Origin of the sequence: endosymbiont of Galathealinum brachiosum (assembly GCA_003349885.1) — a bacterium.
In the GTDB taxonomy this organism is placed as follows: Bacteria; Pseudomonadota; Gammaproteobacteria; order SZUA-229; family SZUA-229; genus SZUA-229.
On the sequence record QFXC01000007.1, the window covers coordinates 468,421 to 491,733 of the forward strand.

21 protein-coding genes are annotated in these 23,313 nt (G+C 40.1%); 9 read left to right on the plus strand and 12 right to left on the minus strand.

Annotated elements, in window-relative coordinates:
* Window positions 1–155 precede the first annotated feature (155 nt).
* A complete protein-coding gene (gene acs, locus DIZ80_04765) occupies window positions 156–2,120 on the plus strand; it encodes an acetate--CoA ligase (GenBank protein ID RDH84781.1) in 1,965 nt (654 codons plus the stop codon).
* A 92-nt stretch (window positions 2,121–2,212) separates the two neighbouring features.
* Here acs and DIZ80_04770 read toward each other — a convergent pair whose 3' ends face one another.
* Window positions 2,213–2,458 carry a hypothetical protein gene (locus DIZ80_04770; protein ID RDH84782.1) on the minus strand — a complete coding sequence of 82 codons (246 nt, stop codon included), beginning with the start codon at window positions 2,456–2,458 and terminating at the stop codon, window positions 2,213–2,215.
* Between the two features lie 38 nt (window positions 2,459–2,496).
* Here DIZ80_04770 and DIZ80_04775 point away from each other — a divergent pair, with 38 nt between their 5' ends.
* The 6 genes from DIZ80_04775 to DIZ80_04800 all read left to right on the plus strand — a co-directional run bounded on the left by DIZ80_04775 (window position 2,497) and on the right by DIZ80_04800 (window position 8,073).
* On the plus strand, window positions 2,497–3,777 hold the full coding sequence (locus DIZ80_04775; protein ID RDH84783.1) for a hypothetical protein: 1,281 nt from the start codon (window positions 2,497–2,499) through the stop codon (window positions 3,775–3,777).
* 146 nt (window positions 3,778–3,923) lie between these two features.
* Window positions 3,924–4,151, plus strand: coding sequence for a hypothetical protein (locus DIZ80_04780; protein ID RDH84784.1), 228 nt, complete (start codon window positions 3,924–3,926; stop codon window positions 4,149–4,151).
* Window positions 4,136–5,413, plus strand: a complete 1,278-nt coding sequence (locus tag DIZ80_04785) for a hypothetical protein (protein ID RDH84785.1) — start codon at window positions 4,136–4,138, stop codon at window positions 5,411–5,413. The genes DIZ80_04780 and DIZ80_04785 overlap by 16 nt, the downstream gene beginning before the upstream one ends.
* 12 nt (window positions 5,414–5,425) lie before the next feature.
* Complete coding sequence (locus DIZ80_04790) at window positions 5,426–5,875, plus strand: hypothetical protein (protein RDH84786.1); 450 nt, start codon at window positions 5,426–5,428, stop codon at window positions 5,873–5,875.
* 82 nt (window positions 5,876–5,957) lie between these two features.
* Entirely contained in the window at window positions 5,958–7,199 is a 1,242-nt protein-coding gene (locus tag DIZ80_04795; protein ID RDH84787.1) for a hypothetical protein, read from the plus strand.
* Window positions 7,180–8,073, plus strand: coding sequence for a hypothetical protein (locus tag DIZ80_04800; protein ID RDH84788.1), 894 nt, complete (start codon window positions 7,180–7,182; stop codon window positions 8,071–8,073). The genes DIZ80_04795 and DIZ80_04800 overlap by 20 nt, the downstream gene beginning before the upstream one ends.
* Before the next feature lie 58 nt (window positions 8,074–8,131).
* Here DIZ80_04800 and DIZ80_04805 read toward each other — a convergent pair whose 3' ends face one another.
* The 3 genes from DIZ80_04805 to DIZ80_04815 all read right to left on the minus strand — a co-directional run bounded on the left by DIZ80_04805 (window position 8,132) and on the right by DIZ80_04815 (window position 13,840).
* On the minus strand, window positions 8,132–9,868 hold the full coding sequence (locus DIZ80_04805; protein ID RDH84789.1) for a hypothetical protein: 1,737 nt from the start codon (window positions 9,866–9,868) through the stop codon (window positions 8,132–8,134).
* A 178-nt stretch (window positions 9,869–10,046) separates the two neighbouring features.
* Window positions 10,047–12,662 (minus strand): aminopeptidase N, encoded by a 2,616-nt coding sequence (locus tag DIZ80_04810; protein RDH84790.1) that lies wholly within the window; start codon window positions 12,660–12,662, stop codon window positions 10,047–10,049.
* Window positions 12,663–12,967: 305 nt separating this feature from the next.
* Window positions 12,968–13,840 (minus strand): co-chaperone YbbN, encoded by an 873-nt coding sequence (locus DIZ80_04815; protein RDH84791.1) that lies wholly within the window; start codon window positions 13,838–13,840, stop codon window positions 12,968–12,970.
* A gap of 105 nt (window positions 13,841–13,945) precedes the next feature.
* On the opposite strand from DIZ80_04815, the gene DIZ80_04820 reads away from it, so the two are divergent.
* Window positions 13,946–14,395: a hypothetical protein gene (locus tag DIZ80_04820; protein ID RDH84792.1), complete on the plus strand. Its 450-nt coding sequence runs from the start codon at window positions 13,946–13,948 to the stop codon at window positions 14,393–14,395.
* On the opposite strand, the gene DIZ80_04825 is transcribed toward DIZ80_04820, so the two are convergent.
* From DIZ80_04825 to rbcL, 6 genes are all read right to left on the minus strand, one after another.
* Window positions 14,390–15,568: a fructose-bisphosphate aldolase gene (locus DIZ80_04825; protein ID RDH84793.1), complete on the minus strand. Its 1,179-nt coding sequence runs from the start codon at window positions 15,566–15,568 to the stop codon at window positions 14,390–14,392. The genes DIZ80_04820 and DIZ80_04825 overlap by 6 nt on opposite strands.
* Before the next feature lie 24 nt (window positions 15,569–15,592).
* Window positions 15,593–17,947 (minus strand): VWA domain-containing protein, encoded by a 2,355-nt coding sequence (locus DIZ80_04830; protein ID RDH84794.1) that lies wholly within the window; start codon window positions 17,945–17,947, stop codon window positions 15,593–15,595.
* A gap of 200 nt (window positions 17,948–18,147) precedes the next feature.
* Window positions 18,148–18,969, minus strand: a complete 822-nt coding sequence (locus DIZ80_04835; protein RDH84795.1) for an AAA family ATPase — start codon at window positions 18,967–18,969, stop codon at window positions 18,148–18,150.
* A gap of 107 nt (window positions 18,970–19,076) precedes the next feature.
* The gene (locus DIZ80_04840; protein ID RDH84796.1) at window positions 19,077–19,388 is read right to left on the minus strand and encodes a hypothetical protein; all 312 of its coding nucleotides are present in this window, start codon (window positions 19,386–19,388) and stop codon (window positions 19,077–19,079) included.
* Window positions 19,389–19,498: 110 nt separating this feature from the next.
* The gene (locus tag DIZ80_04845) at window positions 19,499–19,858 is read right to left on the minus strand and encodes a ribulose bisphosphate carboxylase small subunit (protein RDH84797.1); all 360 of its coding nucleotides are present in this window, start codon (window positions 19,856–19,858) and stop codon (window positions 19,499–19,501) included.
* Between the two features lie 90 nt (window positions 19,859–19,948).
* The gene (rbcL, locus tag DIZ80_04850; GenBank protein ID RDH84798.1) at window positions 19,949–21,367 is read right to left on the minus strand and encodes a ribulose-bisphosphate carboxylase large subunit; all 1,419 of its coding nucleotides are present in this window, start codon (window positions 21,365–21,367) and stop codon (window positions 19,949–19,951) included.
* Between the two features lie 198 nt (window positions 21,368–21,565).
* On the opposite strand from rbcL, the gene DIZ80_04855 reads away from it, so the two are divergent.
* A complete protein-coding gene (locus DIZ80_04855) occupies window positions 21,566–22,480 on the plus strand; it encodes a LysR family transcriptional regulator (GenBank protein ID RDH85040.1) in 915 nt (304 codons plus the stop codon).
* Window positions 22,481–22,518: 38 nt separating this feature from the next.
* On the opposite strand, the gene DIZ80_04860 is transcribed toward DIZ80_04855, so the two are convergent.
* The gene (locus tag DIZ80_04860) at window positions 22,519–22,968 is read right to left on the minus strand and encodes a YcgN family cysteine cluster protein (GenBank protein ID RDH84799.1); all 450 of its coding nucleotides are present in this window, start codon (window positions 22,966–22,968) and stop codon (window positions 22,519–22,521) included.
* A 4-nt stretch (window positions 22,969–22,972) separates the two neighbouring features.
* A complete protein-coding gene (locus tag DIZ80_04865; protein RDH85041.1) occupies window positions 22,973–23,311 on the minus strand; it encodes a glyoxalase in 339 nt (112 codons plus the stop codon).
* Window positions 23,312–23,313 lie beyond the last annotated feature (2 nt).

Here is a 23,313-nt window from a genome sequence, read left to right on the forward strand (position 1 = left end):
CTGAGGCTCGGCGAGTTGAACTCCCGCTCTCGCGACTATATTCTGCGTAGCATCCATATTATCACCAATGAAATCGCCCTACGTCTTCATTTGCTGGTTTTTCTAAGGTATCCTTCCTGTACAAAATATAAGTACAAAATGTAAATGGAGTGAGCATGTCTGATAATAATATTGATTCCGTTCTAATCGAAGAGCGCCAGTTTCCACCTTCTAAAGAGTTTGCTGATAATGCGGTTATAAAAAAGGCTGATTTTGACGCTTTGCACAAAGCAGCTGAGGATGATTATGAAGGCTTCTGGGCAGATCAGGCCCGCGACATGCTTGACTGGCACACTCCTTTCACTGAAGTACTGGATGACAGTAATGCTCCCCATTTCAAATGGTTTGCTGATGGTAAACTCAATGTTACCCATAACTGTATAGATCGCCATCTGGCTGATAAGGCCGATAAAACAGCCATTATCTTTGAAGGCGAGAATGGTGATACCCGCCATATCTCTTATCAGCAGTTAAGCAATGAAGTTAATCAGTTTGCTAATGCTTTAAAAGCAAAAGGCATCAAATCAGGTGATCGGGTAGTTATTTATATGCCCATGACACCGGAAGCCGTTATTGCAATGCAGGGCTGTGCACGCATTGGTGCTATTCATTCTGTTGTATTTGGTGGTTTCTCTGCTGACTCTTTGCGTGATCGTATAAATGATGCAGGCGCGAAAATGGTAATTACCGCTGACGGCGGCACCCGTGGTGGCAAAATTGTAGAGCTAAAAGCCGCCACCGATAAAGCAATGGATGGCGGCTGCCCATCGATTGAATCAGTGATTGTTTTTCAACGCACCAAACACGATATACCTATGCAGTCTGGCCGTGATATCTGGTGGCATGATGCAGTTGACGGGCAAAGCACTGATTGTGAGCCTGAATGGGTTGGCTCAGAGCACCCATTGTTTCTACTTTATACTTCGGGCTCAACTGGCCAGCCTAAAGGCATTCAGCACTCTAGCGCCGGTTATCTGCTGGGCTCTATTCTTACCAATAAATGGGTATTTGATTTAAAAGACAATGATGTTTTCTGGTGCACAGCTGATGTGGGCTGGATCACCGGCCACACTTATGTTGCTTATGGCCCGTTGGCCGCAGGTGGCACAATTGTTATTTATGAAGGCGCACCTACTATTCCAGATGCAGGTCGCTTCTGGAAGATTGTTGAAACTCATAAAGTCAGTATTTTCTATACTGCACCTACCGCTATTCGCGCACTAATGAAACAGGGTGATGAGTTCCCTAATAAATATGACCTGTCTTCAATTCGTCTGCTGGGTACAGTGGGCGAGCCAATTAATCCTGAGGCCTGGATCTGGTATCACGAAGTAATTGGTAAAGAGCGTTGCCCGATTGTTGATACCTGGTGGCAGACTGAAACCGGTGCGAATATGATTGCACCCCTTCCCGGTGTGGTTGCTGCCAAACCAGGCTCATGCACCCTTGCCCTGCCCGGTATTGATGCCGATGTGGTTGATGAAGAAGGTAATAGCATTACACAGGCAAACAAAGGTGGGTTCCTGGTTATTAAAAAACCATTCCCGTCTCAGTTACGCACAGTCTGGGGTGACGATCAGCGTTACATTGATACATACTGGCCTAAATTTGGCGGTAAATATTATCTGGCGGGTGATTCAGCCCGTAAAGATGCAGACGGTTACTTCTGGATTATGGGGCGCATCGATGACGTATTGAATGTTTCAGGCCACCGCCTTGGCACAATGGAAGTTGAATCTGCACTGGTGGCTCACAAAGGTGTAGCTGAAGCGGCAGTTGTGGGTTACCCACACGAGATTAAAGGTGAAGCTATATTTGCCTATGTGGTTTTACGTGGTGAGCGTCCTGACAGCGGTATTGACGAAGAACTCACTCAGGAATTACGTGCCTGGGTAGGTGAACAGATCGGTGCAATTGCCAAGCCGGACCAGATTCGTTTCTCTGATAACCTGCCAAAAACCCGCTCAGGCAAAATCATGCGTCGTTTATTGCGTAATATCGCGCGGGGCGAGGAAATCACATCGGATACCTCTACACTGGAAAATGAAGATATTCTTTTACAGTTGCAAGGGAAAGCATAAAGAAGTCGTTAGTCTTAAGTCATTAGTCTTAAGTCAAAAAACACAGCGCCTACGGCGCACCGCTTTGACTTAAGACTAATGACTGACGACTGCTATTCCGTTCCGTTCTTACGAATCATTTCGGGGCAATCCACCACATTACAGTCAATAATATCGTCTTCAGTACGGCTTTTATCCTGCACTGCTTTATCTCTAAGTCGATTATATTCATCCATATCTTGCCAGCCGCCCATTTGCACCTTATATTCTCTATTGGTTACCGGGCCTTTCGCTGATGTAGAACATGCACTGAGCACAACCAGTGAACATAATAATAAAAGACTTTGTACGCGTAACATTGTCATATCCTTAAAGCATGAGATTTTTATAAAATACAATGTTAACAGATAAAAGCACCATCGAAGTCATCAAAAAGTCTCGAAAACAGGTAACCATTTTATTTTCGGACATTGAACACTCAACACGTCACTGGGAACGACGTGGCGATGTGAATGCACGTATGTTACTGGATCGCCACAATCGACTGCTGTTTCCAGTTATACGAAAATTCCACGGTAAAATAATCAAAACACTGGGTGATGCAATAATGGCGTCATTCAGCAAACCTGAAAATGCAGTTAAAGCCGGCATTGCCATTCAGCAACAACTGGCAGCTGAGCGCGCCAGAGATAAATACTTTAGTCTGCGAACCCGTATAGGCATTCATACTGGTAAAGGCATTGTTGAGTATGATGATATTTTTGGCGATGTTGTTAATGTTGCAGCCAAGGTTGAAAATAGCGCAGATGCAAACCAGGTATTGATTACTCACTCCACTTTTGCACGTATAGACACTGAAAAATTTCAGCTTAAAGAAAAAGAAGATTTAAACCTTGTCGGTAAACGCAAAGGCATTTCTCTGTATAGCTGTGACTGGCTAGAATATGAAAATCTGATATCCAATATAAAAGCCGACTCCATTCTGCCATTATTAAAAAGTCAGAAGCTGGAACTCATTACTTATGTACTGATGACCATGGCGGCTCTATTTTTTGTATATCAGTATTATTTTCGTTTTTTACTGGCGGATTCAGGTATGTCCTTTAGCTGGTTTCAGGAAACCACTAATATACCCTCCGACTACCCTGTTATACTTTTATTACAAACAGGCACTTTAATTGCGTTTGCTTATTACCTGTTACGCATTGATTTTATCTCCAGAACCCTACTCAGAATATTAAGCGGTTTATTTGGCTCTGGTTTAGCATTATTACTGTTTGCGAGTTTTAATCATTACACCGACCTGCCTTTCAAAAAACGCTGGTATGAACCACTTTATCAGTCTGAACACTTATTTGTTGAAGTGCTTAAAAATCATACTCAACTCAATAAAAAACCAGATAAAAACTCTGAAGTCATCAGTATTTTACCCGAAGGCGAAATATTTATTTATCAAAATTCTATGACGAAAAACGGCCTGCGCTGGGACCATGTCAAAGTAAATAATAAAGAAAACGGCTGGATACCCAGAAAAATATTGCCTGCGTTCGGGGTTGCCGAAGAACAGTTAACCAGAACCCGTAAATTTTCTTATCGTTATTATGATTTATATGGAACTCTTATTGGTTTACTCACTTTTATATGGGGTTTTATGAGCTTTAGAATTCGACCCAGTTAGTATTATTAACATTGATATACGCAATCGAGTTTCTGACTAACGATATTCATTACAACACCCATAGTAACTGGACTCCCGACACAAGCACCTGGGAGCAACTTAAAATTGGCTTTTTATTATTTTATAAATGAAGTAGTTATATAAAAATGTACAAAAAAATAACATTCATAAGTTTTTATTTATTATTGATAACAAACCTCTCAGCATGCAGTGACTCCAATATAAAACCCTGGGAACGTGATCAACTGTCAAAAAAAGAAATGCAGTTTAATTCAGATAAAATAAACTCAGCTATGGATTCTCATTTTTATTACAGCAAAGAAGGCTCAAGCGGAGGCCAGAGTTTTAGTGGTGGTGGATGTGGGTGCAATTAATGCCTAAGTTATCAATAAAAGCCTCATTATCTTCTGCCTGTTGCTGTTTATTAGGTTCAACTGCAAACGCTGAAACCAAACCCTGGTTTATTGATCTGGGTGTAATGAATTATATCGAACAGGATAGAAACACAGGCATTGAGTTTCTAATCAATGGCGAAAGAGAGCTGAATGACGGTGACACCATTTCTCTACAACTTGATTTTGATGTTATAACCGGTGCAACCCCTAATGGCGCAACCGCAAGTAATGTACCGCAAACTTTCACTATGGCTTCAGGCAGCGGCAGTTATCGCGTTGATGCGAATGAACTGCCTGCAGATGATACACACATGGATACACGCATGGCGTTTAGTCTGGCGTATGAATCAGAAGTAAACAACGACCTGCAATTAAATTATTCTTCACATATCTCAATGGAGTTTGACTATCTGTCTCTAGGTGCAGGAATCGAGTTTTTACAGGATTTTAATCAACACGCCACGACTTTACTTGCGGGTTTAAACTTTGAATATAATCGAGTACATCCAGTTGGTGGTATCCCCATTGCATTTGCCTCAATGCAACCGCCAGGGGCTTTACAACCACGAGGTGTAGCCAGCACATCACGTCGTCAGTCAGGTGCACACATTGGTTTCAATCAGGTTATAAATAAAAACTCACTCATACAGGCAAAATACTCATGGGCGAATGCATCCGGATACCTTGCTGATCCTTATAAGATATTGAGTGTTATTGATGATCTAAACAATGCTCAATTAGGCGCTACACTCGATTATGTTTATGAAGATCGACCAGACCAGCGTGAAATTCAGAATATTTATTTTGCTTATAAATTATATATGCAGGGTGACGTGCTCGATCTTTCATATCGATACTACTGGGACGAATGGGGTATTAATTCCAGCACAACTGATGTGAAATATCGCTACCGACTAGATGATCGCTATTACCTGCAGCCACACTTCAGATTTTACGATCAATCAGCTGCCAGTTTTTATCAACACAGCCTAAGCAGTAGCGCAGCATTACCCGATTTTGCCAGTGCTGATTTCAGGCTCGCCGAGTTCAAAGCTTATACTCTTGGTTTTAAATACGGCAAAACCTATAGTGAAGGAAGTGAACATAGTATTGGTGTAGAGTATTATACGCAGATAGGCGATAGCCATCCGGATTCAGCAACGGGTTTACAGACCGAGCAGGATCTATTCCCTACCTTACGCACACTGATTTTGACCTGGAACTATTCATATAACTGGTAATTTGTAGAGACAATGAGAAGAGATAAAACCATGTTCGCTAAAATTATTTTTATACTTACTTTTGCATTCACATTTATTTTAACGGGCTGCAGTTTTACTACACAAAATCGTAGCGTTAGTCCGCACTTTAATGGTGTCTTAAAATTTGCTGATAATTCAATTAACAATGCAAAAATCATGTTAAGCATTGTGCCCGGTGACAAACTCTGCCTTAAAGCTAAAAAATTCAGCTCTACTAACGAACAGGGTCAGTTCAGTTTAAAAGCCATTATCGAAGAGTATACCTATACGCCTTTTGTTAATTACGAGCTTGATGAATGGACAGTTTGTACGAATTACAATGAGCAGATTTATACGTTATATTCAAACAACCGTTATGGTTCTGGCAATGTAGCCAGTTCTGTCTATCTGGAATGCGATCTGGCGAGATCTGTAAATAAACCCTGTATTGCCTCACATTAATAATAGGATAATTACACCAGAAACTTGAAAAAGGGACGTCACTGAGCTATATCTCATGCAATAACCATGATCGAGAAAGGGAATGCAGGGCTCAATTTTTAGACGAACAATTCAGTTTACAACTCTATTTATCGCGTTTATTTACAGTCAACTGAGCCTGGCTGGAACAAACTCTAAACACCTATCCGTCATCAGTTCAGCAAACCCCGATAGCAACGCCGTTCATTCATTTATTATCATCAAAGAAGGACAGCTGCTTACTCAGGGCATTAAACATTCCAGCAAACAAAACCCTATCGGTCATCAAACACCATTCGTTATAAAACTTATAAAAAAGCCAGATGATAATCACTCTATACAATGGAGCATTAAAGTTAACGATAAACAACACGGTACGATCAAGTTACTATCTGAATTTAATGGTAACGGACGTATGTTAAATTCAGGTTATCTCTGGAAATCATCAACACTTGATAAAACCATACAGAACAGGCAACAACTCATTTTCAGGCCTGCACCGTTCGCACATCAACCATCCATATACAAAAAAGGCAAAGGCCCGCAGGGTAACAGAAGAAAGTACGGTGGTGGAACTCGCAATATAGACGAGAAAAAATATAACCCGAAATTTTCATATGATGTCATAGTCTCAATTACTGAAAAGGGTAAAAAGATTGCAACACATAAAACGAACCTAAGTATGGATCGTATTGACATGATTCGACAGGAATATATTAATCACTATGATATAAAGCGTTATGGCCGTGGAGAAAACGGTCATATACCGATACCTAAAAGAGATGAGATAACCAATATTCCAGAAAAGCCTGAAAAACTGGAAGGCAACCCATTAACCGAAAGCCGGTATAAATTAATCATCAATGATGGAATGCTGGATCTGGCTGATAAAATTACTACTGCCTATACACAAAGTTTAAAAGAATTAAAGTCATCAAGCTCATTTCAGGATTTGAAAAATAATAGATTAGAAATACCCGATAATAAGTTATGGGTTACCAGTGGCTGGCGCAACCCGGAGCGAAACGAATGGTATAGCAACGCAGTTAATGGAATACACCAGCGTGGTGGCGCAATTGACTTAATTATTATGGCTCCTTCCAACTCACGACAATCATCTATTGGTTACTGGATTTTATGGAATGCTCTGGAAAAAAATAAATCGAATATAAATGCCTACTGGCAACTTGAAACCAATGGCAGACCTATGACCACAAAAGAATTTAAACAGGATATTGAACCTCAGAATGGCATACCCGATGCATTTGATAAAGCAGATCATTTACATGCAAATGTTAAATACTAGATTATTTATTCGTATCACTGGTTTATGTTTATTAATAAGCACATCTATTTCTGTGTGTTTAGCTAACACCAGTTTTTTACAACAGTTTCAAGTTAAATCCACAATAGATAACAGTCTGGCTGATCGCATTACCGAATATTATAGTGAAGACATAACACTGCCATTAGCAGAGCAAAGAGCTGAACTTTTAAACATTGGGAGCCAGTTAGATGCCTTAGAAAAAAGCCATTCAGACAAAGCCGTATACTGGTTCATTAGAGGACTACACCACAGAAATATTGCCTCATACTATGCTGAAGCCAAAAATAAAACACTGTCAAACAGCCACCTGAACAATAAAAACAATGCTTATAAAAAAGCAATCGAGCAGAGAAAAACATCAGACAATCAGCTTAGCGCATCTATATTCAATACCATGAAACATGGTCTGCCTCAGGATCTAAAAATTAAAGCCATTCAAAATGAACTCGCACTGGGCGGAAACGGTGAAAGTGACAGTGACTACTGGTATTTACACTGGAGTAATATCGACCAGCTTGAAAAAGCCGGCCGCAAGCAAGAAGCGCTGGCTGCATACAATAAAATGCAGAAAGAATTAAAAAACAGCGATATGGACATGTCTATATATAACAGTTTAACGACAAAAATAAAAAATCAGACACTTAAAAATATAAACACAAAGAATACAGAGAAAAAACAAAACACTACGAAAAAAAACCACTCAAAGAAAAAACAGGAATCTGTGAAAATTTATGAAAAAAAATATGTCATTATAATTTCTGTAGTTTCTCTTTCTGCTTTTATTATTATCGCTGTTGCTATATATGAAATACGACAAAAGCGTAAAAAGATTGTTAAAAGAATGACATCTTAGGATTTTTTGTAGGAGTTAGCTTTAGCTGACGATAACTCCTACTCGGTGAAAGAATTAATTATTTAAAATATATCTTCTCAAATTCTTCAGCGGGAATGGGTTTTGACCAGAGATAACCCTGCCCATAAGCACAACAATGATCCGCAAGAAAATATTTCTGCTGCTCTGTCTCTACACCTTCCGCTACCATATTTAATTTAAGTGCTTCAGCCAGCTGAATCATGGCTTTAACAATCGCTGCATCTTCCACATTATCAGGTAAACCCTGAACAAATGAACGATCGAGCTTCACTGTATCAAAAGGAAATTCTTTCAGGTATGACATAGACGCATAACCGGTACCAAAATCATCTAAGGCAATTCGTATACCCATCTGGTGAATTTCAGTCAGTATTTCTTTAGCACTTTTATAATTATCGACCAGTGCACTTTCAGTTAGTTCTATTTCTATAAACTTCGGAGAAATATCAATATCATCCAGTACTTTTTTACAGTGTTTTAATAACCCGCCCTCTTTAAAATGTCTGGCTGATACATTAACTGACAGGTTATTGATCGGATATCCAGCGGATTTCCATTTTTTAAACTGATCACAGGCTGTACGCATCACCCACTCATCCAGCTGGATAATCAGACCTGTTTCTTCTGCAAGAGGTATAAAATCATCCGGTGTTATAATGCCTTTTTCAGGATGCTGCCAACGTACCAGTGCTTCCATACCCTGACATTGACCAGACACCAGATTTACTTTTGGCTGATAATAAACAGTAAATTCTTCATTTTTTAAAGCACTACGAATCTGGTTTTCCAGGTCCAGGCGTTGCATCGCTTTCTGACTCATTTCATCAGCATAAAACTGAAATGTCTGACGACCCAGCTCTTTTGCTCGATACATAGCAGTATCTGAGTGTTTTAATAATGTGCCAAAGTTTTCACCATCCTGCGGGTACAGTGCAATTCCGATACTACCGCCAATATGAACTTCTTTTTCATTAACCTGAACCGGTTTATCGAGCATTGCCAGTATATTTTTTGCCACTAATACGACGGACTCAGCTTCTTCCAGGTCTTCTATAATTATGGTGAATTCATCACCACCTAGTCGAGCAATGGTGTCTGTTTTACGCAGCACTTCAATCAGGCGCTGAGACACAACATTTAATAACTGATCACCCGCAGCATGCCCCATAGAATCATTAATCACCTTAAAATGATCAATATCGAGAAATAATAATGCAAACTGTCCCTTCTCTCGTTGCGCTCTGGAGATCGCCTGATCAATACGATCCATAAATAACATGCGATTCGGTAAGCCAGTTAATGCATCATGATAAGCCAGATGACGAATTTTACGCTCCGCATCTGCGGCAAATAACATACGACTTGTTCTATGTTTCAACACCGACCAGTTAAACGGTTTGGTAACATAATCACATGCACCTACTTCAAATGCCCTGGCAATGGATCGATCATCATCCAGAGACGTGGCCATTAAAATAGGGGTATCCGTACAGTCAGTTATCTTTTTGATTTCTTCAGTTGCACGAAAGCCGTCCATTTCTGGCATAACCGCATCCATCAAGATTAAATCGGGGATTTGTCGTATCGCGGCCTGCAAAGCCTCAAGGCCATTTGCCGCTTCAATAACATGATAGCCGCTTTGCTCCATTGAATGTCTGAGGACTAAGCGCATTGATGGATCGTCATCTGCAATCAGTATGACGGGAGTTTTATCAAGTTTTGATATATTCCCTGATCCAGTATTATCACTGGATGAATTGCTGGAATTTTTCATAGTTTATTATTATTGTTTATTATTATTGTTATAGAGGTATTTCAAGATACAGCCTGTATCACAATACCCAAGTAATACCAGAGAATAGCACAGGATCTCAAATCTGCTTAGATCCAGGACATAAAAAGGACATAAATAGGACGTAAAGAGGACGTAAATTATATTAACTTTAAGTCTCTTACCCTGCCAGACCTTTAGCTGTTATTTCAAAAACATCTTTAGCCAGATCAGGTGTTTCCGAGACGCGCTGCAACTGTGCTTTCATCATTAACTGACGATTTACATCGTAGCTTTTCCACTGAATAAGTGGCAGTAATAAACGTGCGGCGATCTGCGGGTTCGTTGTGTTCAATTTAATAACAATATCCGCGAGAAACTGATAACCCTGACCAGACATGTGATGAAACTCCACCGCATTAGCCTGTGTAAAAGCACCAACAAGAGATCGCACCCGGTTAGGCACATTTAAATCAAATGCATCATGCTCTAATAATGCCTGTACTGATTGAAATGCATTCGTGCCGGTCGCAGTTGCCTGCACCATAAACCATTTATCAATAACCAGTGAGTCTTTAGCCCATTGTTGATAAAAATCATCTAATACCTGCCCGCCTTCTTGCTCGGTATAATGCGCCAGACAACGTAAAGCCGAAATTTGATCGGTCATATTGCTGGCATTTTTATACTGATGCTGAGCCATTTCAATTGCTGTTTTTCTTGCAGTTTCAGTTTCACTGCACATCATATATGACAGACAGATATTTTTTAAACTACGCTGCCCCATGGCCTGTGGTGTAAGAGTATATTCATCATCCTGACAGGATTTATACACCGCGACGAAATCATCCATTAACTCAAACGCTAAAGTTTTTTTACAGAACTCCCGCACCTGGTAAATTGCATCTACATCAATAACCGGCAGGTTCTGCCCCATATAATCTTCACTGGGTAAACTTAAAATTCGAGCAGCCAACGCTTTATCCAGAGACTCATCAATCAGCACCTGTTTTAATGTACTGATATAAAAAGCATCCAGATTTAAGGTTTTCTTCTGATGATAATCTTCAATAAGCGCCATCATTATATTCAGGCCAAGCTGCTGCGCACAATTCCAGCGATTAAACTCATCACTGTCATTTGCCACTAAAAAAGCAAGCTGCTCATTATTCAAAGCGTAATTTAGTTTAACCGGTGCAGAATAGTTTCGTAAAATAGAGACCGCTGTATTGTCTTCTACATCTTCAAATTCTATAACCTGTTCTGCTTCAGTTATATCTACTATTTGCGCCGCTGATTTAAGTTCGCTTCCATCTGAATCAATTAAACTGACACTTAATGGAATATGAAATGGTTTATTGGTTTTAGTTTCTGATGATTGCTTAACAGATAAACTTAAACGTTTTTCATCTGCTTTATATTCAGATTGAACATCCAGCTGAGGTGTTCCTGCCTGATGGTACCAGCGGCGGAACTGCGTCAGATCAATGTCACTTGCATCTTCCATCGCGTTAATAAAATCTTCTGTGGTTGCAGCTTCACCATCATGTCGTTCAAAATAAATATCCATACCCTGTCTAAAGTTTTCTTTTCCTAACAGGGTATGAATCATACGAATAATTTCCGCACCTTTGTTATAAACAGTTACGGTGTAAAAATTATTAATTTCCACATAAGAATCTGGCTGAATAGGGTGAGACATTGGCCCAGCATCTTCTGCAAATTGACGGGTACGTAATACATTTACATCATCAATTCGTTTTACCGAGGCGGAATTCATATCAGAGGTAAATTGCTGATCACGAAAAACGGTTAAACCTTCTTTTAATGTTAGTTGAAACCAGTCACGACAGGTAACTCTGTTACCACTCCAGTTATGAAAATATTCATGACCGATAACAGCTTCTATATTAATAAAATCAGTATCGGTTGCGGTATCCGGACGCGCTAAAACATATTTTGAATTAAATACATTCAGGCCTTTATTTTCCATTGCGCCCATATTGAAATCATCAACCGCCACAATCATATAAATATCTAAATCATATTCGCGACCAAAGGTTTCCTCATCCCATCTCATAGATTTTTTAAGGGAACGCATAGCATGATCACACTTATCAATATTATGTGCTTCAACATAAATACGACAGTCGATCTCACGTTTATTCATAGTGATAAAAGTATCTTTTATACACTCTAAATCACCGGCAACCAGGGCAAATAAATAACAGGGTTTTTTAAATGGGTCTTCCCAGGTAACACTGTGTTTACCATCATCCAGATCATTTGTATCAACCGGATTACCATTCGATAGCAAAACCGGGTATTTTGATTTATCCGCAACTATAGTTGTGGTGAATTTCGCCATCACATCAGGGCGATCAAGATAATAAGTTATTTTTCGAAATCCCTGTGCTTCACACTGAGTACAGAAATTTCCTGAGGATTTGTACAGGCCCTCAAGGGAGGTATTTAACTGGGGTTTAATAAACGTTTCGATTTGTAGAGTAAAACTGTCTGGTACATCTGGAATCCACAAACTTTCATCTGTAACACTGAATTCACCGTCACTCAGGGCTTTTTCATTTATTAATACCGAACCTAAAACCAGATTTTCCCCATCTAGCTCTAATATTCGTGACCCATTCAACTCTGTATTTCGACGAACTTCCATTTCAGATACAACACGGGTTTCATCTTCACCTAGCTCAAAATGCAAATTGATAGAATCAATCCAGTATTGAGGTTGCGTATAGTCTTTCAGGTAAATTGTGTTTGGAGCAGTATCTTGTGTCATGAGCTTTCCTATATCGATACAGTCAAGATACAACAATCTCATTAAAATTCAAGAAGTTATAGAGAATAACTGTATATAATCAGATACACACTAATGTCTAGAGCTATAAACGAATACGCCAGATAATAACATTAAGTAACTAACTGAAATGCCTAAGTTATTTAGACATACAGGAGACCAGATCAACTAGACCAGGTATTTTACTAAGCTTAATCAGCGGCCAAACAGCCGTAATAAATTTACAGATTGATGTATGGCGCAACTTAAAACTGTAAACTTATCACTTCAATTACTCTGTTTACTAACTACTTAATAAGTAAATTAGACAACCGCTGTTGAGCACGACTCGATATCTCAGGGCGGGAATCTTTTAACATACCAATAAGCGTCATTATTAATTCTTTCGCAGCACCGTCCTGAAAGGATTCGTCTTGTTGATGCAACATAAGAAGATGATCTATCGCTTTCTCATATTCATATTCAGCCGTCAGGCAAATAGCCAGATCAAATCGTGCCTGTTTATCATTCTCGTCATTAGATAAAGCTTGTTGTAATGAATTAATATCAGGTTTAGCCTCAGCCAGATTAACAAACGTAAGCTGTCCGGTAATAGACTTGCCCATTTCACTCTGTTTGGCGCTATCAGGTATTTTATCAAACAAATCATTCGCCTGTTCGATTTGCTTTACATCTATAAATATTTGTACCATATCTAATGCCACATTGACATTAGCCGGATCCTGCTGAATGGCCTTGCCTAAAAGAATAACGGCTTCTTCTGTCTCACCGCTCATGTGTTTTGTGCGAGCCTGCTCACGTATTTCATCAATGACATTAAAAACATTAACTCCTTTTAATAACACCCGCGCCTCATCTTCAGTTAACAAACCTTCAGAGGTTAGTGAAACTTCACCATTTTGAATAACCAGTATGGTAGGTACATTTTCAACTTTAAACTGCTCACGTAATGTCTGCTGCTCATCAACATCAACTTTAGCAAAGATAAACTGCTCGGGAAATTCTTTCGCGAGTTTAGAAAAAATCTCACTTATAACAAAACAGGGCTCTGACCAGACACCCATAAATAACGTAATAACCGGTATTTTATTTGAATTTTGTATTACAACCTGATCAAAGTTAGCTTCAGTCGCTTCAAAAATAAAAACATCTTTAGACATAATAACCCTATTTAAACCCGGGCGCCTGGCACCCTTATTTTATATACAAATTAAAACTAGAACATAGAGCTAGCGAAGAAATCTTATAATGCTACACTTAATGTTATGACAGCTCATGATACACAATCTTTTTTTACACCTGATGAGTTCTTTTATCAGCAAACCCGTTTGCCATCTCAAACATACAATTTAGCTCACACATTACTTAAGAGAAACAAGTCGAGTCATTTATTTGTTCCTATCCGCTCATTGCAATATCTTGCCATCATTGAGATGAATGCAATCTGGTTTGTTGATAGCCTCGCCTACGCGACTCGCGGAGATGAAGGTGGTCGATTAATTAGAGTATCATGGCATCCTTTAGTTAATGTTAATCAACGTGAGTCATTAACACAACATATGGATTGTCGTGTGATTTTTTATGGTGGCGACATGCAAGAGATTCAAAAACGTTTAAATAATGAATTCTATCAGGCTATGTTACTTATTGATCAGCGCCATAGAGACACCATCAACGAAATCGGTAATATCAGTATTTTACCTTTAAATCTATAAACTTTCTTTATAATCCATAATAACTAAATCGCTCGTATTCGGTCGTAACTTTCGACTCAAAAACTGACTAAAGCCCTGGTTTTCACGAAAATTATCAAGCGCCGCTTTATGCGTGAAATTAACTAACCAACAAAACTGATACCTGCTTTTATCCTGCATTGCCTCACCGGTAAAAACCTGGCGAACCCCGGGTATTTTTGATAACAACTCTTTACCTTCAGGCATTATATTGTTTAGTGGTTCAGACGTATTGGCAATAACATTATGTACAATTAAGTGCTCTACCGTTAACCAGGGCTCACACCGCTCAAGCACTTCTGCTGCTCGACCTGCGCTTCCCCATTGACGAAGGCAGCGCTGAACTTCAATGCAGATTGCATCTTTTACATCTTTTTTAAGGTCGGTAAAACTACCCTTTGGATTATCCTTACAACCCTTACACATAGCTTTAGCAGCTATATCTGAAAGCGCAGTATAATAATCTATCTTTGCAACGCCATTGGATGTTAATTTATGGAACTGGTCTTCATTCAAACCACTCCCACCATGAATTACCAACGGTATATTTACCGCCTGATTCAACTGTTTAAGTCGCGCGTAATCGAGCTTAACCCGTCCATCCATTCGGCCCTGAACTGTTCCAATAGAAACCGCTAAAAAATCAACACCGGTTTTTTCTACGTAAGCTTTTGCTTCCGAGGGAATAGTAAAAGCACTCTCACCTGGATGCTGCTCGGCACCTTCTCCCACTTTACCTGCCACATAACCCAGTTCACCAACCACAGAAACACCACAGCCATGTGCTGCATCAACCACCGCAAGGGTTTTTTCTATATTGTCAGAAAAATCCTGACTGGATACATCCAGCATGACGCCATTGCATCCCAGGTTAATCGCTTTGATGGTTGTTTCGAGACTACTACCATGATCCAGTTGAATAGCAACAGGAACAGATGCACGTTTAGCTGCTGCCTCAACTGCAGGTAACATTAACTCAAAATCATAATGAGCAAAATGTGGCTCCGCAATACTTAGAATAACCGCTGAACGACAGGTTTCTGCCGCATCAATTACCGCTTCTAGAAAATCCAGGCTGACTAAATCAAAAGCACCAACCGCATAATTATTCTCATATGCGTGATAGAGCATATCGCGCATATTAACCAGAGGCATGAGTTATCCTAATAGCATTAATCATTAAGCGGTCAAACTCGCAAACAAGGTTGGCAACTGCTCTGGCAATTTATCTACGTTATCAATAACTGTATAGTTATTAGCACCGAAGATTCGCTTCACATAATCATCTGCATTTGGATCAAGTGTTAAGCAATAAGTTAACACGCCTGTACCATACAACTCTTCAACTGCTTTCTTCGTATCATGACGTAAATGCTGTGGATCACGCTCATCAATATCAGCTGGCTCACCATCCGTTAACATCAGTACCAGTTTACGTTTTTCAGGCTGCTTTAATAAGTGCTGACCTGCATGACGTAATGCGGCACCCATGCGAGTTGAAAGCCCTCCTTGCATACCTGCAAGACGGGACTTAGCTTCTTCATCAAAATGCTGATTGAAATTTTTAAAACGATAGTACTGAACATCATGACGGCCATCAGATGCAAAGCCATGAATCGCATAAGGGTCACCGATGCCTTCGATAGCGGTTGCAACTAAAGTCGCCGCTTCACGAGTTAACTGTAAAACTGTTTTTTCAGAACCGTTCATTGGCTCGTTAGTTGATTCAGATAAATCGAGTAACAACACCACGGATAGATCACGGGTTTTTAATACGTTGCGCATGGTTATACGTGTATTAGGTTGTTCGCCCATACGAATTGCCACCATTGCATCAATTGCGGCATTGATATCGACTTCATCACCGTCTTCCATATTACGCTGACGCTGCACACCTTCTGGTGTTAACAAATCAATGATCTGTTTAATGCGATGAGCAACGGGACGGTAGTCATCAATAATCTGAGTAATATCTTCTACCATCCCCATGGGTTGGCGACGTTCATACACGGTTGCCCAATCAGGGCGATGTAACTGAATTTGATAATCCCATTCTTGATAGTGAAAAGGGTCAGAAACCGGTTCTTTGCCCCACATATCATTGAAGCTTTCCTGCCCATCGGTTAAGTCATCTTCATAGGGGCGCATATTGGTTGAGCATGTCCAGATTTCCTGCGCGTCATCACCGGCAAGTTCACAGTCAACCTCATTAGCCATTTCGATAACACTAACCTGTTTTCTGACTTGTCGCTGACTGGCTGGAACATATTCAAATTCGACATCTGCATCGAATTCTTCAAATTCCCAGACGTAACGATTGTCATCACGATAGGCTATATCAATACGTTCAAGTATACGTAAGCTTGGTACTTCTTTACGTTTCATAAACAAATTGAAAACATCTAAACCTAAATGCCAACAAAATTGATTATTATCTTTGTTGTCTTCAATTCCATCATGGAATTTTTTAGCTAGCTCATTCAGCTCTTCATCATCACCGGTTACAGAACTATCCAGTAACATAATGGCAAAACGCTCAAGTATAAGCATCGTAGGATGCTCGGCTTTATCGTGCCCCTGCTCCTCACGAGTAACTTCCATTAATGAACGCCATAATTTCTTCAGGCCGGGAAATTCCTGTGTGGCTTTATATTCAATTCGAGCATCTTCAATTTGACCAATAAAAAACATCTGTGCCGGGCTTAAACCTTCCGCAGAAATTGGCTCACTTGAATACATCATATGTGCAGCCATATGCGCCGCTGTCGCACGATATAACTCTAAACCCGCTACGCTACCACAATCATCCAGAGCATCAGGTAAATGTAAAATACGATGTTCTATAAATGGACGAAAATCTGCAAAGTCAGCACCCGTTGGGCGTAGGAAAAAATCACGTCCCCATAACGCGCGTAAATAGAAATTTAGTTTACGTTGGGTTTTTATAAACAGAATGCCACGACGTTCTTTTTGTAACATGGCGCGACTATCAGCAGATTCAAGATTAAAGTATGCCGTAAGGTTATCAAAATCTCGACGATACGCCTGAGAACCAAAGTTACACCAGCGACGCAAACCACTGAGGGTTAGTTTTGATAACAACTCATCAATATGATTTAACATCGGGCGTACGCCACGAGATGCCGTTGAAGCTAATTGATGAATTAATGTAAGGTAACCACGGAACAGTTCCGCATCGCCTAAATTGCGTGCGGCTGTTGGCATACTGGCAAACAGTAAAGTTACCACTTCGGCAGATGTCATAGAAGATAATTTCATGGCTGCAGTTAAACAGTCACTAATTACATCTTCACCACATTCTTTTGCAACTAACGGCATTTCCTGAAGATAAGAAGTAACCACACCCGCGCCACGACCCAGATTACATAAACTTTTTGCACCGTCCATATACTCTTGCAAGCCAGTAGGAGACATAACCCGTGAGGCTTCCTGAAAAGTGCTTTCCAGTACATCACGAATTTCTGGCGCGGCTTCAGAAAGAAATTCTTCGTAGTCTTCGAGTTTAATACTCATGAATTAAAGCCTCGTCGCAGAGGCGCAAAGTCACAGAATTTTTAATATATCATCGTCCCAGAATGTTTGTGCCTGGTACCCAGCAACCTTAAGGTTTAAAAGTCACTGGATTCCCGACACAAGCATTCGGAGATGACAGATTAAATAATGTTTTAACTATTATTTTTCTCTGTGTCTGCGCGTCTTCGCGTCAAAAAATATTAACCAAAAAATGTTTCAACAGCTGCGTTTAATGTATCACGCATATCCGGATCATCCGTTAAAGGTGTAACCATTGTCATACTACACGCATCTAATGGGTTTACGCCTTTAGCAATTAACTGACCTGAATAAACCAGTAAACGAGTAGATATACCTTCATCTAAACCGTGACCTTTCAGGTTGCGTGCACGATGTGCGATGTGAACTAATTTTTCAGCGGTTGCCATATCAACACCGGATTCTTTCGATACGATATTGATTTCAGTGGCTTCTATCGGGTAATCAAAATCCATACCACCAAAACGTTGTTTAGTAGATTGTTTTAGATCTTTCATCAATGATTGATAGCCTGGATTATAAGAAATAACCAGCTGAAAATCCGGGTGCGCCTGTATTAATTCACCTTTTTTATCTAAAGGTAATTGACGACGGTGATCGGTTAACGGGTGAATTACAACCGTTGTATCCTGGCGTGCTTCTACAATTTCATCCAGATAACAAATAGCGCCCATACGAGCAGCTGTTGTTAATGGACCGTCCTGCCATTTAGTACCATCTTTATCAAGCAGGAAACGACCTACCAGATCTGATGCCGTCATATCTTCATTACACGCAACGGTAATAAGAGGTTTACCCAGTTTCCATGCCATGTGCTCAACAAAGCGAGACTTACCACAACCTGTAGGACCTTTAATCATCATCGGCATACGTACATCATATGCAGATTCATATAACTTTATTTCATCACCAACTGCCTCGTAATAAGGCTCATCTTTGACTCTATATTGGTCTGCATCAACAACATTTTCAGTAACGGACATGGTCACTCTCTCTTAGTTTAGCTTAATCTTATGTTCTCAGTTTTTTTCTAAAATGCTTACATATATCGCAATCATAATCACGACATAGATAAAAACTTTACGAATACTTATTTCTCATCCTCTGTTTCTACTTCTCCGTTCCAACCTGAAGCGCGAGCTTCTTTTATCGCTTTATCATGTATTCTTTTATGCTTTTCAGATAATTCAGGGGGTAGATTACTCACTAAGCAACCATATTTATCCCATTCTTTATTTACCTTATCTAATAAGGCATCAACACCCGCAAAATTCCAGCCTTCGCAGGTTTCTGTTTCTTCTATTAAACCAAATACCCATGCATCACGAATAATTTTACCAATTGTGGTCATACCACCATTGACTTCGTTCTGAACACCAACATATTTATCAGGACGTGCCATATCAAATCTCTTTTATTAGTTAATATATTGTGAATTATAGGGAAAAAAGCCTCTGACAGATATACGTCCGGCAGAGGCTTTAACGTACTTTAGATATTACCTAAGCGACCTTATACAGAAACGCCGCGGTGAAGAACCATAGCTGTACCAGCAGACTGTGCAAAGTTATCAAAGCCCAACAGACGAACGTGGTTCTCTGGGTGTGCTTTATGACAAGCTTCAACTTCAGCCAGGATAGCATCAACGTCTGTTTCACCAAACATAGGTAGCTTCCACATGTACCAGTAGTTGCTTATTGCGTGAGCTGGTTCTGTATGTTCAATACCAGGGTTCCAGCCTTTATCTACAATGTACTGAATCTGAGCACGAATCGACTCAGCAGTTAATGTAGGAAGGTAAGAAAAAGTTTCATATTTACGGCTTATAGCAGCATCGCCTAAGCTTGATTCATAATCTTGTACATCACTCATGTGATTTACTCCAAAAAATTAGTTAAATTTGATTAAGCAGCAAGGTATTGAAGCTCAATACCTTGCGCTTGATGATTAAGTCGGAGTTGCTTATTTATGAGCAACGTCGATTTTATCAACCGTATCAAACTCGAATTTGATCTCTTTCCATGTTTCCATAGCAATTTTAAGCTCTGGACTATGAGAAGCAGCTTTAGTAAGGATATCCTTACCTTCTTTCTCAAGCTCAACACCTGAGTTACGTGCTTCAACACAAGCTTCAACCGCAACACGGTTAGCAGCAGCGCCTGCAGCGTTACCCCAAGGGTGACCCAATGTACCGCCACCGAACTGTAAGCAAGAGTCATCACCGAAGATGCTAACTAATGCAGGCATGTGCCATACGTGGATACCACCAGATGCAACCGGGATAACACCAGGCATTGAACCCCAGTCCTGGTCGAAGAAGATACCGCGTGAACGATCTTCTTTGATGTATGAATCACGCATGATGTCGATCCAACCTAATGTAGCGTCACGGTCGCCTTCAAGCTTACCAACAACAGTACCTGAATGAAGGTGATCACCACCAGACAGACGTAATACTTTAGTTAATACGCGGAAGTGAATACCGTGGTGCGGGTTACGATCAAGTACAGCGTGCATTGCACGGTGAATGTGTAACAACATACCATTATCTTGACACCATTGTGCCAACTGAGTATTCGCAGACAGACCACCCGTCAGGTAATCGTGCATGATGATAGGTGCGCCAATTTCTTTAGCATATTCAGCACGCTTCATCATTTCATCTGAAGTAGGAGCTGTAACGTTTAAGTAGTGACCCTTACGCTCACCCGTTTCAGCTTCTGCTTTGTGGATTGCTTCCATTACGAAGTCAAAACGATGTCTCCAGCGCATGAATGGCTGTGAGTTAACGTTTTCGTCATCTTTAGTGAAGTCAAGACCACCACGAAGACCTTCATAACATGCGCGACCGTAGTTCTTAGCAGACAGACCAAGCTTAGGCTTGATTGTGCAACCCAGAAGAGGACGACCATATTTGTTCAGAATGTCACGTTCAACCTGAATACCCTGTGGTGGACCATTACATGTCATTACATATGCAACAGGGAAACGGATATCTTCTAAACGAAGTGCACGTAGTGCTTTAAAGCCGAATACGTTACCAACTAATGAAGTAAGGATGTTTACAACAGAACCTTCTTCGAATAAATCGATTGGGTAAGCAACGAAAGCGTAGAAACAAGTGTCATCACCTGGTACGTCTTCGATCGCGTAGCAACGGCCTTTATAGTAATCAAGGTCAGTTAAAAGGTCAGTCCATACAGTCGTCCATGTACCCGTTGAAGATTCAGCGGCAACAGCTGCTGCTACTTCTTCACGAGGAACACCGTCCTGTGGAGTGATTTTAAAACAAGCCAGGATATCTGTTTCTTTAACAGAGTATTCTGGTGTCCAGTACGTTTCGCGGTATTCTTTAACACCAGCGCTATAAGTCTTTGCCATGTTGGTTTCCTCGACAGTTACTATCAATAATTCCGAACAACCTCTTTTTAGGGGGAGAATCAGAATTAAGTATTTTTTACCTAGAACACCTCAACAAAAGGTGATGTAAATTAGGCAGAACCGAAATATAGGCGTATTTATTCATTTAAGAAAATTACTTTTTGTTATAAAATACATTTACATTTGTTTATGGTTCGAATTATGCATCTTACTTTTCAACAATTAAAATTATTTGAATCGGTCTCCAGACTGGGCAGTTATACACGAGCTGCTGAAGAACTATTTCTTACGCAACCTGCTGTTTCTATTCAGATTAAACGCCTTGAAGAACAGACCGGATTACCACTTTTTGAAAAAGTGGGTAAGAAAATTTTCCTCACGGCTGCCGGCAAAGCCATGTACGAAGCAAGCAGCGATATTTTAAATAGAGTTGATTCATTAAAAAATTCAATAGAAGAACTAAAAGGTGAAGTTAAAGGTCCTCTCCATTTATCTGTAGTGACCACCGCAAAATATTTCTTACCTAATTTATTAGGCACCTTTTTACAAAAATATCCAGATGTAGAGCCCAAATTAAAATTCACTAACCGTGCACGGGTTATTGAGCGATTGATGAATAATGATGATGATTTTGTCATTATGGGGCAGGTACCAAAAGATGATAATTTGGAAACCTACCCGTTCCTTAATAATATTCTCGGTATTGTTGCCTCTGCTGGCCATCCCTTAGCAAATAAAAAACATATCACGTTAAAAGAATTAGCCAGGCAACGATTCCTAATACGTGAATCGGGTTCAGGAACACGCTACGTATTTGATAATTTACTGAAAGAGCACGGAGTTGAAATAGAGCCTTATATGGAGCTGGGTAGTAGTGAAGCAATTAAACAGGCTGTTATGGCGGGGTTAGGCATCGCTGTTCTTTCACTGCATAGTGTGCAATTAGAGCGTGAGGTCAATAAATTAACCGTGCTTAATGTAGAGGGCTTCCCTTTAAAACGACGCTGGTACGCGGTTCACCTGAAAGGCAGAAAGCTTTCTCTGGTTGCTAGAACATTTCTCGAATATATTCTTGAAGAAAGCCATAAAATTATCAAGGTCAAGTTTGATTAAAATCAGGCAGAAAGTATTCAGTCTCTTAAATCAAACTTTTATTTAATCATCGTATCCAATTCCACAATAAGCTCATCTAACTGATCAGGATGAATATATTCTTCTGACAAAGCAAAACCCTCAACGGATATCCCCGCCTGTTTTACACTATTGTTATCACCACTGATAAGCGGGTGCCATTCAGGCAGCTCTTTACCTTCAGATATTAATCTGTAAGCACAGGTTTGTGGAAGCCATCGATATTCTTCCAGCTCCATTTGACGAACTGCCAGACATTCCGGCTCTCTGAATTTACGATTACTGTAGTCTTTGCAACGACAGGTCTCAATATCGAGCAAACGACAACTCGCACGGGTAAAATGCAATTCCCCGCTATCTTCATCTTCCAGTTTTAATAAACAGCAACGCGCACAACCATCACAAAGTGACTCCCACTGCTGATCTGTCATTTCTTTTAACGATTTTTCTACCCAGAAAGGTTTTTTCATTAGCTTATTGTTGAATCAACTCTATGCCATTTCCATCAGGATCACGGAAAAACAAAGCCTGACGACCCGATTTACTTTTCGTGTAATAAATCGAGCGAGCTATTAACAATTGCTCAATCTCAGTTAAATTATCAACGGATAACGCCAAATGACGGTCTCTGCCCCCATGCTCAGGTCGATTATCCACAGAATCCGGATTTGGCACCTCTAATAAATGAATCTGCTGCTCACCAACAGTGAACCATGCGCCGGGAAAACCCAGTGTTGGGCGATCATTACATAACTCAAGTCCTAATACGTCCTGATAGAAGCGCACCGATACCTGTGTATCCGCAACAACCATAC

Bases quoted from the DNA above. Each gene is read 5' to 3' on its own strand.
- DIZ80_04780 (RDH84784.1), top strand. From the start codon at position 3,924: ATGTACAAAAAAATAACATTCATAAGTTTTTATTTATTATTGATAACA.
- DIZ80_04865 (RDH85041.1), bottom strand. From the start codon at position 23,311: ATGGTTGTTGCGGATACACAGGTATCGGTGCGCTTCTATCAGGACGTA.
- acs (RDH84781.1), top strand. From the start codon at position 156: ATGTCTGATAATAATATTGATTCCGTTCTAATCGAAGAGCGCCAGTTT.
- DIZ80_04815 (RDH84791.1), bottom strand. From the start codon at position 13,840: ATGTCTAAAGATGTTTTTATTTTTGAAGCGACTGAAGCTAACTTTGAT.
- DIZ80_04830 (RDH84794.1), bottom strand. From the start codon at position 17,947: ATGAGTATTAAACTCGAAGACTACGAAGAATTTCTTTCTGAAGCCGCG.
- DIZ80_04820 (RDH84792.1), top strand. From the start codon at position 13,946: ATGACAGCTCATGATACACAATCTTTTTTTACACCTGATGAGTTCTTT.
- DIZ80_04775 (RDH84783.1), top strand. From the start codon at position 2,497: ATGTTAACAGATAAAAGCACCATCGAAGTCATCAAAAAGTCTCGAAAA.
- DIZ80_04785 (RDH84785.1), top strand. From the start codon at position 4,136: ATGTGGGTGCAATTAATGCCTAAGTTATCAATAAAAGCCTCATTATCT.
- DIZ80_04790 (RDH84786.1), top strand. From the start codon at position 5,426: ATGAGAAGAGATAAAACCATGTTCGCTAAAATTATTTTTATACTTACT.
- rbcL (RDH84798.1), bottom strand. From the start codon at position 21,367: ATGGCAAAGACTTATAGCGCTGGTGTTAAAGAATACCGCGAAACGTAC.
- DIZ80_04795 (RDH84787.1), top strand. From the start codon at position 5,958: ATGCAGGGCTCAATTTTTAGACGAACAATTCAGTTTACAACTCTATTT.
- DIZ80_04805 (RDH84789.1), bottom strand. From the start codon at position 9,868: ATGAAAAATTCCAGCAATTCATCCAGTGATAATACTGGATCAGGGAAT.
- DIZ80_04840 (RDH84796.1), bottom strand. From the start codon at position 19,388: ATGGCACGTCCTGATAAATATGTTGGTGTTCAGAACGAAGTCAATGGT.
- DIZ80_04825 (RDH84793.1), bottom strand. From the start codon at position 15,568: ATGCCTCTGGTTAATATGCGCGATATGCTCTATCACGCATATGAGAAT.
- DIZ80_04860 (RDH84799.1), bottom strand. From the start codon at position 22,968: ATGAAAAAACCTTTCTGGGTAGAAAAATCGTTAAAAGAAATGACAGAT.
- DIZ80_04835 (RDH84795.1), bottom strand. From the start codon at position 18,969: ATGTCCGTTACTGAAAATGTTGTTGATGCAGACCAATATAGAGTCAAA.
- DIZ80_04770 (RDH84782.1), bottom strand. From the start codon at position 2,458: ATGTTACGCGTACAAAGTCTTTTATTATTATGTTCACTGGTTGTGCTC.
- DIZ80_04845 (RDH84797.1), bottom strand. From the start codon at position 19,858: ATGAGTGATGTACAAGATTATGAATCAAGCTTAGGCGATGCTGCTATA.
- DIZ80_04810 (RDH84790.1), bottom strand. From the start codon at position 12,662: ATGACACAAGATACTGCTCCAAACACAATTTACCTGAAAGACTATACG.
- DIZ80_04800 (RDH84788.1), top strand. From the start codon at position 7,180: ATGCAAATGTTAAATACTAGATTATTTATTCGTATCACTGGTTTATGT.